11 protein-coding genes are annotated in these 16,304 nt (G+C 59.7%); 2 read left to right on the forward strand and 9 right to left on the reverse strand.

All coding sequences use genetic code 11. The annotated features are described in order from the left end of the window. The gene (locus tag E5K02_RS19745) at positions 1–2,643 is read right to left on the reverse strand and encodes a pectinesterase family protein (protein ID WP_135397139.1); all 2,643 of its coding nucleotides are present in this window, start codon (positions 2,641–2,643) and stop codon (positions 1–3) included. Between the two features lie 347 nt (positions 2,644–2,990). On the opposite strand from E5K02_RS19745, the gene E5K02_RS19750 reads away from it, so the two are divergent. Both E5K02_RS19750 and E5K02_RS19755 read left to right on the forward strand, forming a co-directional pair. Beyond that, on the forward strand, positions 2,991–4,754 hold the full coding sequence (locus E5K02_RS19750) for a T9SS type A sorting domain-containing protein (protein WP_167856501.1): 1,764 nt from the start codon (positions 2,991–2,993) through the stop codon (positions 4,752–4,754). Positions 4,755–5,028: 274 nt separating this feature from the next. Next, complete coding sequence (locus E5K02_RS19755) at positions 5,029–5,823, forward strand: oxygenase MpaB family protein (RefSeq protein WP_135397141.1); 795 nt, start codon at positions 5,029–5,031, stop codon at positions 5,821–5,823. Positions 5,824–5,886: 63 nt separating this feature from the next. Here E5K02_RS19755 and E5K02_RS19760 read toward each other — a convergent pair whose 3' ends face one another. The 8 genes from E5K02_RS19760 to argG all read right to left on the reverse strand — a co-directional run bounded on the left by E5K02_RS19760 (position 5,887) and on the right by argG (position 16,206). Continuing rightward, positions 5,887–6,831 (reverse strand): Rossmann-fold NAD(P)-binding domain-containing protein, encoded by a 945-nt coding sequence (locus E5K02_RS19760; RefSeq protein WP_135397143.1) that lies wholly within the window; start codon positions 6,829–6,831, stop codon positions 5,887–5,889. A gap of 41 nt (positions 6,832–6,872) precedes the next feature. Continuing rightward, positions 6,873–7,271 carry a hypothetical protein gene (locus E5K02_RS19765; RefSeq protein ID WP_135397145.1) on the reverse strand — a complete coding sequence of 133 codons (399 nt, stop codon included), beginning with the start codon at positions 7,269–7,271 and terminating at the stop codon, positions 6,873–6,875. Positions 7,272–7,346: 75 nt separating this feature from the next. Next, positions 7,347–10,577: a carbamoyl-phosphate synthase (glutamine-hydrolyzing) large subunit gene (gene carB / locus E5K02_RS19770; RefSeq protein WP_135397147.1), complete on the reverse strand. Its 3,231-nt coding sequence runs from the start codon at positions 10,575–10,577 to the stop codon at positions 7,347–7,349. A 119-nt stretch (positions 10,578–10,696) separates the two neighbouring features. Further along, positions 10,697–11,146: a hypothetical protein gene (locus tag E5K02_RS19775; protein ID WP_135397149.1), complete on the reverse strand. Its 450-nt coding sequence runs from the start codon at positions 11,144–11,146 to the stop codon at positions 10,697–10,699. A gap of 186 nt (positions 11,147–11,332) precedes the next feature. Beyond that, the gene (gene carA, locus E5K02_RS19780) at positions 11,333–12,418 is read right to left on the reverse strand and encodes a glutamine-hydrolyzing carbamoyl-phosphate synthase small subunit (RefSeq protein ID WP_135397151.1); all 1,086 of its coding nucleotides are present in this window, start codon (positions 12,416–12,418) and stop codon (positions 11,333–11,335) included. A gap of 491 nt (positions 12,419–12,909) precedes the next feature. Further along, entirely contained in the window at positions 12,910–14,049 is a 1,140-nt protein-coding gene (locus E5K02_RS19785; RefSeq protein ID WP_135397153.1) for an aspartate aminotransferase family protein, read from the reverse strand. Next, positions 14,049–15,029: an N-acetyl-gamma-glutamyl-phosphate reductase gene (gene argC / locus E5K02_RS19790; protein ID WP_135397155.1), complete on the reverse strand. Its 981-nt coding sequence runs from the start codon at positions 15,027–15,029 to the stop codon at positions 14,049–14,051. The genes E5K02_RS19785 and argC overlap by 1 nt, the downstream gene beginning before the upstream one ends. After that, the gene (argG, locus tag E5K02_RS19795; protein ID WP_135397157.1) at positions 15,019–16,206 is read right to left on the reverse strand and encodes an argininosuccinate synthase; all 1,188 of its coding nucleotides are present in this window, start codon (positions 16,204–16,206) and stop codon (positions 15,019–15,021) included. Before argG ends, argC begins: the two co-directional genes overlap by 11 nt. Positions 16,207–16,304: the final 98 nt, after the last annotated feature.

Here is a 16,304-nt window from a genome sequence, read left to right on the forward strand (position 1 = left end):
TTAGTTCTTAATGAACTTGGTGCTTAAACTTTCTTTATCAGTGCTGTAGCGCAGCAGGTACGTACCCTTGGCCAGGCTTTCCAGCCTCAGTGGGGTCTGCTCAGCGCCGGCTTTGGTACCAACAGTTGCCACCTTGCGGCCATCAAACGAGTAGACCGTAATGGTAGCCCCAGGGCTGGCTTTGGGGTGGGTCAGCGTCAGGCTCTGCTGGGCGGGGTTGGGATACACGGCCAGACCGGCGGCCAGTGCCGCGGCGGTATGGGTTCCGGTTACGATGAGGGGCTGCCCTTTCACTTGTACGTCGCGCAGCAGGCCGTAGCGGCCCGCGCTGCCGCTGCCGCAGCTCCAGTACATGCGGATAGTCAGCGTCTGACCAGCTTCCAGACGGATGCCGCTGGCGCCGGCCAACGCCAGACGATACGTTTGGTTGGCGCCCGTATTCTGATTGTTGAGCACGATAGGCGTCGCGAAGCCCCCGTTGGCGGTGCTGTTCAGCGCCCCCGCCGGACCTACGCCGCCCGATACGTCGGTGGAGTCGGCAGTGGTGAAGCCGGTTTTGGAATATACCACAGCCAGCTTGGTGTTGCTGTTGGTGTTGTAGAAGGCCGACCACAGCAGCACCGAGTCGACGCGGACGGCCACGCCGCCGGCAGTGATGGTAAACTGCTCGTAGAAGCGGCGGTTCAGGTTGCCGCCGGGTCCCCCCACGGCCGTGCCCCACGAACCGTCGCCGTTGGCCGTGGCCCCGAAAGCCTGCCCGTAGCGCGACGAGTAGGCCGGAATACCGGCTACCGTCGTCCCATTCGACAGGTATAGATTGCGCAGCGTGGGCGTGCTGCCGGCTACCCACTGCGAGCGGACGGCGAGGCTGTCTTGCGCATTCACCCGCAACGACCACATCTGCAAGCGCTGCGACTCCGGCGCGTTGGTATTAACCTTGCTGCCGCTCACCGGCACCGATACCGAACCCGCGCCGGCGCTGCTGTGCACGATGTTACCGGCGTGAGTACCAGTCGTAGCTGCATTTAGCCGCACGCTGATGGACGTATTCGGAATGGTGTTATCAGCAGTAGGGACCAGCACCAGCGGCGCAGTCGAGGTAAACCAGTTGATGCCGTTGTTGGGCGACACTTCGTAGCCGGCCGGAGGCGTCACGGTCAGGTTGCTGGTCAGGTTCACGGCCGACAGCTGGTAGGTGCGCACGGCCGAAGGGCCGTTGGCATACTGCGCAAACGTGCCCAGGCTGCCCGTGGTGGTGATGGTAGGCACCCGCGACACTTCCACGGTGTCGGTAATCTGGGTGGCCAGGCCGGTTTTCGAAGCCCGGATGTAGTAGTAATACGCCGCGCCGGCTGCGGGCTGCGCGTCCGAGGTTTGGAAGTTGTAGGTCGTATCGGTAGCGGCCACCAGGTCGGTGCCAATCTTGGTGTAGGTGCCCTTGCGGGTAGCGGCGCGGAACACTTCAAACTTCACCTGGTTGATAGCCCAGGCCATGTTCCAGGTAAAGTTGGTAGTCGTGGCGGCCTTGGTAGCGCGCAGGTTGGTTACGGCAATGTCGGGGGTGAAGCTGGTGCACACGTTCGGGGCCACGGCGCAGGGATTCCAGGTGCCAAACAGGTTGGCTACCGTATACTGGGCCGTATCGGCCGGGGTTAGCTGCTTCGACCAGCTCACGCGCTGGCTCACGTTGATAGGGCGGCCGTCGAACTTGCGGCTGCTGTACTCGGCGTAGGTAATCAGGCTGGTGTTAGTGCCCGCGTCCCACACCTGCCAGCCCTCGGGCTTGATGATGCCGGTAGCCATGGTAGTTTTCAGCCACACTACCTTGTTTTCGGCCAGCGGCGAGCTGCCCGTCGAGTTTTGCCAGGGGCGGCCCAGCACGTAGGAGGTCGTGCCGCGGTTGGCCGGAATGGTGCAGCTGCGGAACACGTAGCCGAAAGCCTGGCCGGGCTGGGTATTAGCCGCCGTGATATAGCTGCCGCTCAGCCCATCCTGCCGGGTTTTGGCATACACCACGCACCGCTCAAACACGGCCCGGGAGCTGCCGAAGATAAAGTCCACGGTGCCGTCGATGTAACAGTCGCGGAAGTACTGGCGCAGGCCGTTGCCGTTGGCCAGCACCGTGTCCTGCCCGCCCAGGAAGCGGCAGTTCTTAAACACGGCCCGGTCGGCATTCACGTTGATGGCCAAGGCCTGGGGCGCGTCGCCGGTGGTGTTTTCGAAGGTCAGGTTCAGGGCCGAAAAGTCGGGGGCGTTGATGGTGACCGAAGCTGAGTTGGCGGTGCCAAACGTGCCGCCGGCCGGGTTCGACTTGCCCGAGTAGTCGTCGTAGGTCAGGATGGTGTTGGCCACGCTCTGCCCGATAAACTGCAGAAAAGGCTTGTTCGACGGCACGGTGATTTTCTCTTTGTACCGGCCGTTCTTGATGTAGATGGTGTAGGCCGTCGTGCGGCCCGTGGGGGCAGCATCAATGGCGGCCTGCACCGTGCGAAAGGTGCCCGAGCCGTCTTTGGCTACTACGGCATCGTAGGTTTGAGCCCAGGCCGCGCTACCACAAAGGCTGGCGGCCAGCACGAGGCAGAGCGTGAGCCAGCTTCGAAACGCCGGCGCCCAGGCACCGGAAAGCGTACAAGTTGAGGTCATAAGAAATGGAGTTGGTGGGAATAACCAGAACTTAATAGTAAGCGGATTGCGGGGCAGAATCAGGAAGACCACCCGGCTTTATTTGTGCAAACGTTGTCGGGAACGTTGCCGGAGCTTATTCTCGAGTGCCTGTTTCCGGTTAAATGGTCTGCGCCAAAGTGAGGACACACCTACCGGGCCGATTCCGCGGGTGGTTTTGGCAACGTTCCCGGCAACGTTTGCGCGAATAAAGTCCAGCGGCCTACCTGCTTAGCCCAGCTTGAATGAGTAATATCAACTCCTGCTTGCCCAAATCCGTTGTCGCTGGCAGCCGACGCCCTGCTCAACTTCCTACGCAAACGAGTTTTATGCATTTGAATTCTACTTCCTGGAAAAGCCCCCGGGGCTTCGCGCACAGCCGATTGAGCTTGGCCCTACTGCTGGCCCTGGCCGCCGGCACCGGGGCGCAGGCCCAGATGATAGCTTTTCCGGGCGCCGAAGGAGCCGGTAAGTTCACCAAGGGTGGCCGCGGTACGCTGACGGCGCCCACCACCGTGTTCGAAGTAACCTCGCTGGCCGACACTAATATCCCGGGTACGCTGCGCTGGGCCCTGGCCCAGACGGCCACGCACCGCACCATCGTATTCCGGGTGTGTGGCACCATCCGGCTGACGGCCCCGCTGAGTATTAACAAAGCCAACACCACCATTGCCGGGCAAACCGCGCCTGGTGAGGGCATTTGCCTGGCCGACTACCCCGTGACCATCGGGGCCGATAACGTGATTGTGCGCTTTATGCGTTTCCGCATGGGCGACCGGTACCAGAACAAGGGCAAGGTTGATGGAGCCGGCGCCGACGACGCGTTTGGCGGTACGGGCCGCAAAAACATCATCATCGACCACTGCACCATGAGCTGGAGCACCGATGAGGCCCTGAGCGTGTACCGCGGCGACAGTACCACGCTGCAGTGGAACCTGATGAGTGAGCCCCTGGACTATTCCTACCATTTCGAAACCGGCGACACCGACTTCGAGCGCCACGGCTACGGCGGTATCTGGGGCGGCCGTACGGCCTCGTTCCACCACAACCTGTTTGCCCACTGCCGGGGCCGCAACCCGCGCTTTGAGGGCAGCCGCAACCTGCCGCCCTACACGGCCGGCCAGGAAAACGGCGACTTCCGCAACAACGTGATTTACAACTGGGCCAGCTACAGCACCAACGGCGGCGAAGGCGGCAACTACAACGTAGTCAACAACTACTACAAGTACGGCCCCAGCACCAACACGGCCAACTCCTCCGGCGTGCCGGTGCGGTCCATGATTATGAACCCGAGCAAGCAGACCTCGGCCCCGGTGCTGCCCTACCCCAAGGTGTACATGACCGGTAACTATGTGGATGGCTACCCGGCCGTCACGAACCGCAACTGGCTGGGCGTGGTCATGGCCGGTGGCGCGCGCACCGACACGGCCCAGTCGAAAGTGACTACTCCGTTTACCATTCTGCCCATGCCCACGCAGTCGGCCCAGGCGGCCTACGAGGCGGTGCTGGCCAATGTGGGCGCCGTGCTACCGGCCCGCGACACGCTCGACCAGCGCATCATCCGCAACGTGCAGGAGCGCAAAGGCCGCCTCATCGATGTGCAGGGCGGCTACGCGCACGGCACGGCCTTCAGCGTGTCGCAGAGCGCCTGGCCCGTGCTTACCTGCGGCCCGGCCCCCGCCGACACCGACCACGACGGCATGACCGACGCGTTTGAGCAAGCCAATGGCCTGAACCCGAATGATGCCTCCGACCGCAACGTGCGGGCTGCCAACGGTTACACGATGCTGGAAAACTACCTCAACGGTATTGCCGCAGTGGTTATGGGCACGAAAGCCGACCAGGCAGCAAAAGCCGGACTAAGCGTGTATCCCAACCCGGCCGGTGCGCACGTAACCGTAGCGCACCCCGTGGCCGGCAAGGGGGCCACCGTAACGGTCTTCAGCGTGGAAGGCCGGCAGGTGGCCCAGTTCCCGGTAGCGCCCGGCACTGCCCACACGGCTGTGGAAGCCGGCAAGCTGGCCGAAGGCATCTACCTGGTGCGCTACCAGGATACCCAGGAGCAGCTTACCACCAAATTTGTGAAGCAGTAACTCGCTTACCACTAGCCGCAAAAAGCCCGCTGAACCTGGTTCAGCGGGCTTTTTGCATTGTACTCCTTCCTGCTTTCAGCTGGCCATCAGCACTCCAGCTTCCGTTACAGCCTCCGACAGAAGGCGAGCTACTCCACCGGCTGCTGCTTTAGTAAAACACTCATTTACTTTGTAATTCAAAGTACTTTATATACATTTGCCCTACCCCTACCAGATTATCTGGGAATCATCAGAAGAAGCGTGTGTTGAGTTGGCGAACTTCTTTATACCTGTCATGTCACAGCATCCGGATTATTTTGTAGCCCCCGGTTCCGTCGTGCGCACCATCTGGGGCAAGGCCGATACCGTCCTGTTCATCTTCGCCGGGGCTGCTGCCGAGTTTGCCTTGAACAAAGCCGTGGACTGGCTTTACTTCACCGGCCGCCTGCCCGCCGACCCGCTGGCCCGCCTGTTTTCTACCGTCGAGTACGCCCGCCAGATTGTGTTTGCCGAGCGGGCCGCCGCCGAACGGGCCATCGACACCATCACCGCCATTCACGCCGCCGTGGAAGCCAAGCGCGGCATGGCCATTCCGGCCTGGGCTTACCGCGACGTGCTCTTCATGCTCATTGACTACTCCATCCGGGCTTTCGAAGCCCTGGAGCGCCCCATGAGCCCGGCCGAGCAAGCCGAGGTAGTCGAGGTATTTACCCGCGTGGGCCAGCGCATGGGCATTCCCGACCTGCCGACTTCCCACGCCCAGTGGCTCCAGACGCGGCAGGAGCACCTGGCCGACCACCTCGAATACAGCCGCTTCACCGCCGACCTCTACCAGCAGTACGCCCACCACCTGGGCCCGATTCGCTACCGGTTGCTGCTGCAGGCCCAGCGCGTCGTGGCGCCGGCTCCCGTGCGCAAGCAGCTGCGCCTGGGCCGCACGCCGTGGCTGCGGCCCGTGCTGCGCATCTACCGCCACGCCCAGCATCTGGCCATCAGCAAGTGGGCCCGCACCAGCCTGCTCCCCGACGATTACAAAGAGAAAATCCTGGGCCTGGACGTAGTGCCCCCTACCCTTTCAGGGGCTCACTAAGCACGCAAAAAGGCCGCTCCCGTGGGAGCGGCCTTTTTTATCAGTACCTGTCAGCTGACGAGCTTATTTCAACAGTTCGTGCAACACGGTTTGCATGGAAAACACCCGGTTACCGGCTTCCTGGATAATCAACGAGTTGGGCGAGTCCAGGATGGCGTCGGAGACTTCCACGTTGCGGCGCACGGGCAGGCAGTGAAGGAATTTGGCGTCGTTGGAGCCGGCCAGGTGCTCGGGCGTCAGCATCCACGCGGGGTCGTTGCTGATGACCTGGCCGTAGTCTTGGTAGGAGCTCCAGTTTTTAGCTTGCACGTAGTCAGCGCCTTCCAGGGCCTTGCGCTGGTCGTACTCGATGCGGGCGCCTTTCGTGAACTTGGGGTCCAGCTCGTAGCCTTCGGGGTGGGTGATGACAAAGTCAACCCAGTCGATTTCCGAAAACCAGTCGCAGAACGAGTTGGGCACGCACTGGGGCAGGGCGCGCACGTGCGGGGCCCAGGTCAGTACTACTTTCACGCGCTCTTTCTGCTTGGTTTCGGCCACCGTAATCAGGTCGGCAAAGCTTTGCAGCGGGTGCAGCGTGGCGCTTTCCAGGCTGATAACCGGCACCGTGGCGTACTGCATGATCTTCTTGAACACTTCCTCGCTGTAGTCGGCCTCCCGGTCCTTGAGCGTGGGGAAAGTGCGCACGCCCAGCACGTCGCAGTACTGGCTCATTACGGCAATGGCCTCCTTGATGTGCTCCTGGGTGCCGCCGTTCATCACCGCGCCGTCGGCCATTTCCAGGGTCCAGGAATCAGCGCCGGCGTTGAGCACCCAGGCTTGCGCGCCGAGGTTGTAGGCCGCCTTGATGGAACTGAGGCGGGTACGCAGGCTGGGGTTGAAGAAAATCAGCCCGACGGTCTTGTTGCGGCCCAGATGCTGGTAGCCGTAGGGGTCAGCCTTTATTTCCAGGGCTTTGTTGAGCAAAACCCGGTAGTCGTCGACGTCGGCGAAGGAGGTGAAGTTTTTCATGTGGGGTGTAAATTGCTTAAATCAACTTAGCAATTGGATGCTTAGTAAAGAACCATTGATAGGTGGCCATCCACCAACCTGGCTCTGAATTCCATATTATGGCGAACAGCGGTTGAATTTTCAGGTTGTCTTACAATTTCTTGCATCCATTTGATCAATGCTGGAATTGCTTGAGTTTGTAACAAGTCAGCCGCTAACTTTCTATTCTCAAAAGCCACACTAGTAGTAGAGATGTAAAAACGCTCGTGAGGAACCCTAGCATTGGGCAACCAGTAATGGCAATCTAATAGGGTAACATCCTGAGGGTGATGAGATGAGCGATAAATAAGATGAACTGCACAGGTTATACCTGCATTGGTTAGAACTGCCTGAAGGTCTGAGGTCTTCAGCACGTAGCTTTGTCCTTTTGCTACCTTGGCTTTCTCAACAGTCCAGTTCATTAGTACTCACGGCTATATAAGAGAACGTCATGCTGAAACAAGCTCAGCATGACGTTCTCTCGGTTATTGTGTCAGTTACATCGCCTTATACTCGTTCCAGCTCTTGATCTTCAGATCCTTCATTTCTAGGGTGCAGAAGGCTTGGATAAAGGCCTTGGCCAGGCGGGCGTTGGTCAGCAGCGGGATGCCGAAGTCCACGGCGGTGCGGCGGATTTTGTAGTCGTTATCCAGCTCGCCCTTCGAGAGGTTCTTGGGGATGTTGATGACCAGGTCAATCTTCTTCTCCTTGAGGTAGGTCAGCACGTTGGGCTCCTGCATTTCATCGGGCCAGTAGAGCAGGCTGCTCGGCACGCCGTTTTCGGCGAAGAAGCGGTGCGTGCCCTGGGTGGCGTAGATGAGGTAGCCCTTTTTCACGAGCCGCTCCACGGCCGACAGCAAGGCCACTTTCGACTTGATGGGGCCGCCGGAAATCAGCACCGACTTCTGGGGAATCTTGTAGCCCACGCTCAGCATCGACTTCAGCAGGGCTTCCTCGGCCGTGTCGCCGAGGCAGCCTACTTCGCCGGTGCTCACCATGTCCACGCGCATCACGGGGTCGGCGCCGGGCAGGCGGGTGAAGGAGAACTGCGGAGCCTTCACGCCCACGAAGGGCAAGTCGTAGACCCGCTCACTCTCGTCCCGCTCCACTTTCAGGCCCAGCAGCACCTGGGTGGCCTTTTTGATGAGGTTGTTGCCCGAAATCTTCGACACGAAGGGGTAGCTCCGCGAGGCGCGCAGGTTGCACTCAATCACCCGGATTTCGCCGTTTTTGTCCAGGAACTGGATGTTGAACGGCCCGCTGATTTCGTAGCGCTTGGCAATCTTCTCGGCAATGTTCTTGAGCTTGCGGATGGTGCGCACGTACACCTTCTGGGGCGGGTAGTACATGGTGGCGTCGCCGGAGTGCACGCCGGCAAACTCCACGTGCTCCGAAATGGCGTACGACACGATTTCGCCCTTGTCGGCCACTGCGTCGAGCTCAATTTCCTTGGCATCCTGAATAAACTCGGACACCACCACCGGGTACTCGGCGCTGACTTCCTTGGCCGTGCCCAGGAAGTTTTCCAGCTCAAACGGGTTCGACACCACGTTCATGGCCGCACCCGACAGCACGTACGAAGGCCGGATCAGCACCGGGAAGCCCACTTCCTGCACAAACTGGAGCATGGCTTCGAGCGAGGTCAGCTCTTTCCAGCGGGGCTGGGCAATGCCGAGCTCGTCCATGATGCTGGAGAACTTGTGGCGGTTTTCGGCTTGGTCAATCATGGCCGCCGTAGTGCCCAGAATCGGCGCGTTGGCGTCTTCCAGGCGGGTGGCCAGGTTGTTGGGAATCTGCCCGCCGGTGCTCAGAATCACGCCCTGGGGCTGCTCGAAGTCCAGAATGTCCATCACCCGCTCGAAGCTCAGCTCCTCGAAGTACAGCCGGTCCGACACGTCGTAGTCGGTCGATACGGTTTCGGGGTTGTAGTTGATGATGATGGTTTTGTAGCCCTCGGCCGCGGCCGTCTGCACGGCATTCACCCCGCACCAGTCAAACTCCACCGACGAGCCGATGCGGTACACGCCCGAGCCCAGTACCACGATGGACTTGCTGGTTTCCCGAGCCAGGTCGTTTTCGGTGCCGTGGTAGGTGCTGTAGAGGTAGTTGGTTTTGGCCGGGAATTCGGCCGCCAGCGTGTCAATCTGCTTGATGACGGGCAGCACGCCCAGGGCCTTGCGGCGGGCCCGCACCAGTAGCTCGTCGGCCTTCACGTCGCCTTCGCCCAGGAGCTTAACGGCAATCTGCTGGTCGGAGAAGCCGGCTTTCTTAGCTTCGCGCAGCAGCTGGGTTTCCAGGGCGTCCACCCCGTTGCCGCGCCCGGCGGCGAGCTGCTGGCCGAGCTGGAAAATGGTAAACAGGCGCTGCAAAAACCACAGGTCGATTTTGGTCAGCTCGTGGATTTGCTCGATGCTGTAGCCCGCCTCAAAGGCCAGGTTGATGGCGAAGATGCGCTCCTCGTTCGGCTCGCTCAGCAGCTTGTCGATGGTAGCATTATCGACACTTTCGGGCTTGTTGGCCACGAAGCCGCGCTTGCCGGTGTCCAGCATGCGCAAACCCTTCTGAATGGCTTCCTCGAAGGATTTGCCGATGGCCATGACCTCGCCCACGCTCTTCATGGCCGAGCCAATCTGCCGGTTTACGCCCTCAAACTTGCCCAGGTCCCAGCGCGGCAGCTTCACCACCACGTAGTCCAGGGCCGGCTCGAAGAAGGCCGAAGTCGTCTGGGTTACGCTGTTTTTCAGCTCCGAGAGCGAGTAGCCCAGGCTCAGCTTGGCCGCCACAAAGGCCAGCGGGTAGCCCGTAGCCTTGGACGCCAGCGCCGAGGAGCGCGACAAGCGGGCATTCACCTCAATTACGCGGTAGTCTTCCGACACGGGGTCGAGGGCGTACTGAATGTTGCACTCGCCCACGATGCCCAGGTGGCGGATGGTCTTGATGCCGATGCTGCGCAGCTTGTGGTACTCGCGGTTGCTCAGGGTCTGCGACGGGGCCACTACGATGCTTTCCCCGGTGTGAATCCCGATGGGGTCGAAGTTCTCCATGTTGCAGACCGTGATGCAGTTGTCGTACTGGTCGCGCACCACTTCGTACTCCACTTCCTTCCACCCTTTCAGCGACTCTTCCACCAGGATCTGGTCGGAAGTCGTGAAGGATTTCTGGGCCAGGGCCCGCAGCTCGTCCATGTTGTTGGCGAAGCCGCTGCCCAGGCCGCCCAGGGCAAATGCCGCCCGCACGATAATCGGGAAGCCGATTCGCTCCCCGGCCGCCAGGGCGTCTTCCATCGTCGTGACGGCCACGCTACGGGCCGTGAACACGCCAATCTGGTCGAGCTTGTCCTTGAAAATGTCCCGGTCCTCGGTGTCGATGATGCTTTGCACGGGCGTGCCCAGCACTTTCACATTGTACTTCTCAAACACCCCGGCGCGGTACAAGGCCACGGCGCAGTTCAGGGCCGTTTGGCCGCCAAAGGCTACCAGAATGCCGTCGGGCTGTTCCTTTTTGATGACTTCCTCCACGAAGAAGGGCGTCACCGGCAGGAAGTACACGTCGTCGGCAATGTTGTCCGACGTCTGCACGGTGGCAATATTGGGGTTGATGAGGATGGTGCGGATGCCTTCCTCTTTCAGCGCCTTGAGGGCCTGGGAGCCGGAGTAGTCGAACTCACCGGCCTCGCCAATTTTCAGCGCGCCGGAACCGAGGATGAGAACTTTGTTGGGTTTGTTCATTCGAAGGGTTGGGTAACAGACCAGTGAGAGTCGTGTTAAAAAGGCGGTCGGGTTTCGTTGTTGATTGAGGGTGTCATACTGAGCTTGCCGAAGCATCTCTACTGCTTCGTTGGGCAAGCTTAGTGGTTGGCATCATACTGTTCCTGCAGATGCTTGCCTATGATGTTTAAGTATCGAATTGTGGTAGCGGTAGGCAGTTTGCTCTTTTCAACAAAGGCTACATATTCGCGAAGGACATCATCAACATGGACGCCGTTGAAAATAGTCGTAGCGCCTTTGTACACTATGAAAATGCGTCGCTCAGCGTGTGGGCTACTCAACTTATAAGAGTATATACCATCCTTGAAAACGTAGTCATCATGTTTAGCCAAGTTGAAGACGTAAATAGGAAACGTATTCTGTGGCAAACGTTCTCGACGTTTGATAGCCAAGTTTATCCGCCGTAGAACACTATCTGGCACATCCACCTGCTTAAATGGTGAAGACGCATATTTTGGCTTTTGTTGGCTATATGCACTTCCACTTAAAGCAATTGCTAAGAGTAGAACGAGACGTTTGCTTTGAATCATTATGGCTCTTAGCAACATTTAAATTTTACAACGAAGCGGTAGAGATGCTTCGACAAGCTCAGCATGACGTGCTTGCGTTAGTTTTTTGCCGCAGACGGAAGAACGGTATGTAGAGACGCATATTTGCGTCTCATCGTTGAACGAAACCAGCGAATGGCGCGGACGACGAGACGCAAGTATGCGTCTCTACACCTTGGCTTTGTACTCCGCTACGGCCTTCAGGAAGTCGTCGAACAGGTACTCCGTATCCTCGGGGCCGCCGGCGGCTTCGGGGTGAAACTGGGTGGAGAAGAAGGGCTTGGTTTTGTGCTTGATACCTTCGCAGGTGCCGTCGTTCAGGTTCTCGAACAGCATGTCCCACTCGGCGGGCAGCGTGGCGGTGTCCACGGCGAAGCCGTGGTTCTGGCTGGTGATGTAGCTGCGCTTGGTGCCCGTGAGCAGCACCGGCTGGTTGTGGCTGCGGTGGCCGTACTTGAGCTTGAACGTGTCGCCGCCGGCGGCCAGGCCCATGAGCTGGGAGCCCAGGCAAATGCCGAAGATGGGCTTGTCCTGCTGCAAAGCGGCTTGCAGGTGCTGAATGGTCGGCTCACACATTTTCGGGTCGCCGGGGCCGTTCGAGAGGAACAGACCGTCGTAGTCGAGCGTGCTGAAGTCGTAGTCCCAGGGCACGCGGATGAGCTCCACGTCGCGCTGGAGGAAGCAGCGGATGATGTTGGTCTTGGTGCCGCAGTCAACGAGCACGATTTTGTGCTGGCCGTTGCCGTAGCGCTGCACCTCGCGGGGGCTCACCTGGGCTACGAGGTTGTCCTGGTTGGGGTCGTGCAGCTCCACATCTTCCTCGGCCACGATTTTGCCCAGCATGGCGCCTTTCTCCCGCAGGATTTTGGTCAGCATGCGGGTATCCACGCCGAAGATGCCGGGAATGTTGTACTCCTTGAGCCAGTCGCCGAGGCTTTTGGCGGCGTTCCAGTGGCTGTGCTCCTCGGAGTAATAATTCACCACCAGCCCGGCAATGTGAATCTTGTCCGACTCAAAAATCTTTGAAATCGACTCGTACAATTCCTCGCCGGGCACGCCGTAATTGCCCACCATGGGGTAGGTCAGCACCAGAATCTGGCCGGCGAAGGACGGGTCGGTGAGGTTTTCGGGGTAGCCGGTCATGGCCGTGCTAAACACCACCTCGCCCGCGGACGAGGTAAAGGCGCCGAACGATTGGCCCTCGATTTCGGTGCCGTCTTCGAGAATGAGTTTTACCGTTTTAGCGTTTTCCACTCTGTTATGCGAAAAAAAGGTTTACTCTATTATTGATTTTTTGCGGGAAGCTCCCCCGGCCCCGCATCTGCTGTATGCGCAGAGTCCCAAAGAGAGGGGGAGCCAGACGGGCAGTAGCGTCAGTAGTAGTCAGGCGGCGGGGGCGCAGCGTCGCCTCAACCATCTTTTGCAGCCGCCCGGATACTATTTCGGCTGGAACAGGACCATAAATCAGGGGTCTGTTCCAGCCGAAGCAGAAGGAAAGCCAAGCGGGAGAGAAAGAAGGTAAATCAATCTGGCCCGCGCACTGCCGCTCCCAGATGTCAGGCATCGGGAAATCGGGTGGGCACGACTGCGGAAGGGAAAAGACGGTGGCCGTTCTTTCGCGGAAAGAACCAGCCGGTTGCTGCGCAAGGGAGGCCAATGGCAGCGTGCAGCTTATCGGAAGGGGAGCTTGGCTCTGGAACCTCGTCGTGCTACTCATTGGGGCTGCAAGTTAGGCCACAAGTCGCTTACTTTTTCACCTCGGCCGGAATAAGTGCGTACAGCGCCTGCAAAAACCGGTCGACTTCCTCCTTAGTGATGTTCAGTGGCGGCAGCAGACGGAGCACCGTAGGATCGGAGGCATTGCCGACGAAGATGTGGTACTCCGAGAGCAGCTTGTCGCGCACGTCCTTGATGGGAAAGTCGTACTTGATGCCCACCATCAGGCCCCGGCCGCGGATTTCCTCAGCCCCGGCCTTGGCTTCGAGCTCCTGCCGCAGATACTGGCCCATTTCCGCCGCGTGGCTCAGCAGGTTTTCCTGCTCAATAACTTCCAGCACGGCCAGGGCCGCCGCGCAGGCCAGGTGGTTGCCGCCGAAGGTGGTGCCCAGCAAGCCGTAGGAAGCCTTCAGCTCGGGCGCAATCAGGATGCCACCGATGGGGAAGCCGTTGCCCATGCCCTTGGCCACCGAAATAACGTCGGGGCGGATACCAGCGTGCTGGTGGGCGAAGAACTTGCCGCTGCGGCCGTAGCCGCTCTGCACTTCGTCGGCAATGAGCAGGGCCCCGTACTGCTTGCACAGCGCGGCCAAGCCTTGCAGGAACTCGTCGGACGGCATGATGATGCCGCCCACGCCCTGGATGGGCTCAATGATGGCCGCGCACACGTCGCCACCCTGCAGCTGCTTTTCGACGGCGGCCAGGTCGTAGTCTACGAAGGTAATGCCGTGGCCGGCGTTGAAGGGCGCTACTATCTTGGGATTATCAGTAGCCGCGACTGCCCCCGACGTGCGGCCGTGGAAAGCGCCTTTGAAGGCAATGACGCGGCTTTTCCCGGTGTGGAAGGAAGCCAGCTTCAGGGCGTTTTCGTTGGCCTCGGCGCCGGAGTTGCACAGGAACAAGGAGAAGTCCTCGTAGCCCGATACCTGCCCGAGCTTGCGGGCCAACTGCTGCTGAATCGGAATCTGCACCGAGTTGGAGTAGAAGCCGATGTTCTGCAGCTGCTCGGTGAGACGCTGCACGTAGTGCGGGTGGCTGTGGCCGATGGAAATAACGGCGTGCCCGCCGTAGAAATCCAGGTATTCCTGGCCCTTATCGTCCCAGAGTTTCGCCCCGAGCGCCTTGACCGGCGTGATGTTGACGAGCGGATAAACGTTGAAAAGCTCCATTAGAAAAGCACCGATTTGAGGTTGAGTCCCGTCGTTTCCGGCAGGCCAAAAAGCAGATTCATATTCTGGACGGCCTGGCCCGAAGCGCCCTTCACCAGGTTGTCGATAACCGAGGTGATGAGCAGCTGCTTGCCGAGTTTCTGCACGTGCAGCAGGCACTTGTTGGTGTTGACCACCTGCTTCAAATGCACTTCCTTGTCCGACACGGTCGTAAACGGCGCGTCGGCGTAGAACTTCCGGTACAGCTCGCGCGCCTCATCCTGGCTTAACTCCGAAGGCGTGTAGACGCTGGCGAAAATGCCCCGGGCGAAGTTGCCGCGGTAAGGTACGAAGTAGATTTCCCCGCCGGGCTGGCTTTGCAGCTGGGTTAGGCTCTCCCCTATTTCGCCCAGGTGCTGATGGGTGAAGGGCTTGTAGATGGACACGTTGTTGGTGCGCCACGAGAAGTGCACCGTCTCCGACAAGCTTTGCCCCGCGCCCGTGGAGCCGGTTATAGCCGACACGTGCACGTCCTCGGTCAGCTTACCGGCCTGAGCCAGGGGCAGCAAGGCCAGCTGAATGGCCGTGGCAAAGCAGCCGGGATTGGCAATGCTCTGGGCCTGCTGAATCCGGCTTTTATTGAGCTCAGGCAAGCCGTAGACAAACTCCCGGTCGGCAAATTCGGCGTTGGCCTCCAGGCGGAAGTCGTTGCTCAGGTCGATGACGTGGGTGGTGTCGGGCAGCGGGTTCTTCTCCAGCCAGGCTTTCGAGTTGCCGTGGCCCAGGCACAGAAATACCACGTCTTCGTCGCCGGCCAACTTATCGGCAAACACCAGGTCGGTGTCGCCCACCAGGTCGTCGTGCACCTGATGCACGGGGTTGCCCGCGTTGGACGAGCTGACGATGCCGCCCAGCTCCACAAACTCGTGGTGGAGCAGGATGCGGATGAGCTCCCCGGCCGTGTAGCCAGCCCCGCCCACAATACCGGCCTTAATTTTCATCGTTGAAAGAGGAGTGAATGCGCAGCTGGTTGCTGAAAATCTTGATAAAGCCCTTGGCGTCGCGGCCGTCCCAGGCGTCGTTTTCCTCGCCGTAAGTGGCCACCTTGGAGCGCATCATGTCGTACTTCGACTCGATGCCCTGCAGCTCAAACTGGTAGAGCTTCAGCGTCACGAACACCTTGCCCGATACCCGCTCCTGCGACGATGTCAGCAGGGCTTCGAAGTCGCGCATCACCGGGTCGAGGTACTGGGCCTCGTGCAGCAGCGTGCCGTACCAGTTGGCCACGTAGTCCTTGTGCAGCAGCTGCCAGCGCGACGACGTGTGCTTTTCCAGCAAATGGTGAGCCTTGAGCAGAATCAACGGGGCAGGCGCCTCGAAGCCCACGCGGCCCTTGATGCCCAGAATCGTGTCGCCCACGTGGGTGTCGCGGCCAATGGCGTAGGTGCCGGCCAGCTCGTTCAGGGCCTGAATCAGGGCCACCGGGTTCATCGTCTCGCCATTCAGGGCCACCGGCTCGCCTTTCTCGAAGGTGATTTCAATGCTGGTAGGCTCCGTGGCGCTAAGCTGGGTAGGATACGCCGACTCCGGCAAGGCCTGGTGCGAGGTCAGGGTTTCGACGCCGCCGACGCTGGTGCCCCAGATACCCTTGTTAATCGAGTATTTGGCTTTTTCCCAGCTCATCTCGAAGCCGTGCTTATTCAGAAAGTCGATTTCGGCCTGGCGCGAGAGTTTCAGGTCGCGGATGGGCGTGATAATTTCCGTATTGGGCGCAATCACCGAGAAGGCCACGTCGAAACGCACCTGGTCGTTGCCGGCCCCGGTGCTGCCGTGGGCAATGTAGTCGGCCTTATGCTCGCGGGCGTACTCGGCCAGGGCCAGGCTCTGAAACATTCGCTCGGCACTGACGCTCAGCGGGTAGGTATCGTTCTTGAGGATGTTGCCGAAGATAAGGTAGCGTAAGCAGTCCTGGTAGAATCGCTGGGTTACGTCGATGACCTCGTGCTTGGTCGAACCCAACTCGTAGGCCCGCTTCTCGATGGCCGTAAGCTCTTCTTCCGAGAACCCGCCGGAGTTGACGATAACCGTGTGAACTTCCAGACCCAGTTCGCGGGTCAGGTAAACGACGCAGTAGGACGTATCCAAGCCGCCGCTGTACGCTAAAACTACCTTTTTCATGTATGAGTGAGTGTATTAGATCGTCGTTAGGACGTAAACAGAACGTCATTCCGAGCTTGCCGAGGAATCTCGCGTGCAATGGTATTAATTACTCTTGC

Source organism: Hymenobacter metallicola (assembly GCF_004745645.1).
GTDB classification, from domain to species: Bacteria; Bacteroidota; Bacteroidia; order Cytophagales; family Hymenobacteraceae; genus Hymenobacter; species Hymenobacter metallicola.

Coding starts and splice junctions, on each gene's coding strand:
- carB (WP_135397147.1), bottom strand. CDS start 10,577: ATGAACAAACCCAACAAAGTTCTCATCCTCGGTTCCGGCGCGCTGAAA.
- argC (WP_135397155.1), bottom strand. CDS start 15,029: ATGAAAATTAAGGCCGGTATTGTGGGCGGGGCTGGCTACACGGCCGGG.
- E5K02_RS19760 (WP_135397143.1), bottom strand. CDS start 6,831: ATGAAAAACTTCACCTCCTTCGCCGACGTCGACGACTACCGGGTTTTG.
- argG (WP_135397157.1), bottom strand. CDS start 16,206: ATGAAAAAGGTAGTTTTAGCGTACAGCGGCGGCTTGGATACGTCCTAC.
- E5K02_RS19765 (WP_135397145.1), bottom strand. CDS start 7,271: ATGAACTGGACTGTTGAGAAAGCCAAGGTAGCAAAAGGACAAAGCTAC.
- E5K02_RS19775 (WP_135397149.1), bottom strand. CDS start 11,146: ATGATTCAAAGCAAACGTCTCGTTCTACTCTTAGCAATTGCTTTAAGT.
- E5K02_RS19785 (WP_135397153.1), bottom strand. CDS start 14,049: ATGGAGCTTTTCAACGTTTATCCGCTCGTCAACATCACGCCGGTCAAG.
- E5K02_RS19750 (WP_167856501.1), top strand. CDS start 2,991: ATGCATTTGAATTCTACTTCCTGGAAAAGCCCCCGGGGCTTCGCGCAC.
- E5K02_RS19745 (WP_135397139.1), bottom strand. CDS start 2,643: ATGACCTCAACTTGTACGCTTTCCGGTGCCTGGGCGCCGGCGTTTCGA.
- E5K02_RS19755 (WP_135397141.1), top strand. CDS start 5,029: ATGTCACAGCATCCGGATTATTTTGTAGCCCCCGGTTCCGTCGTGCGC.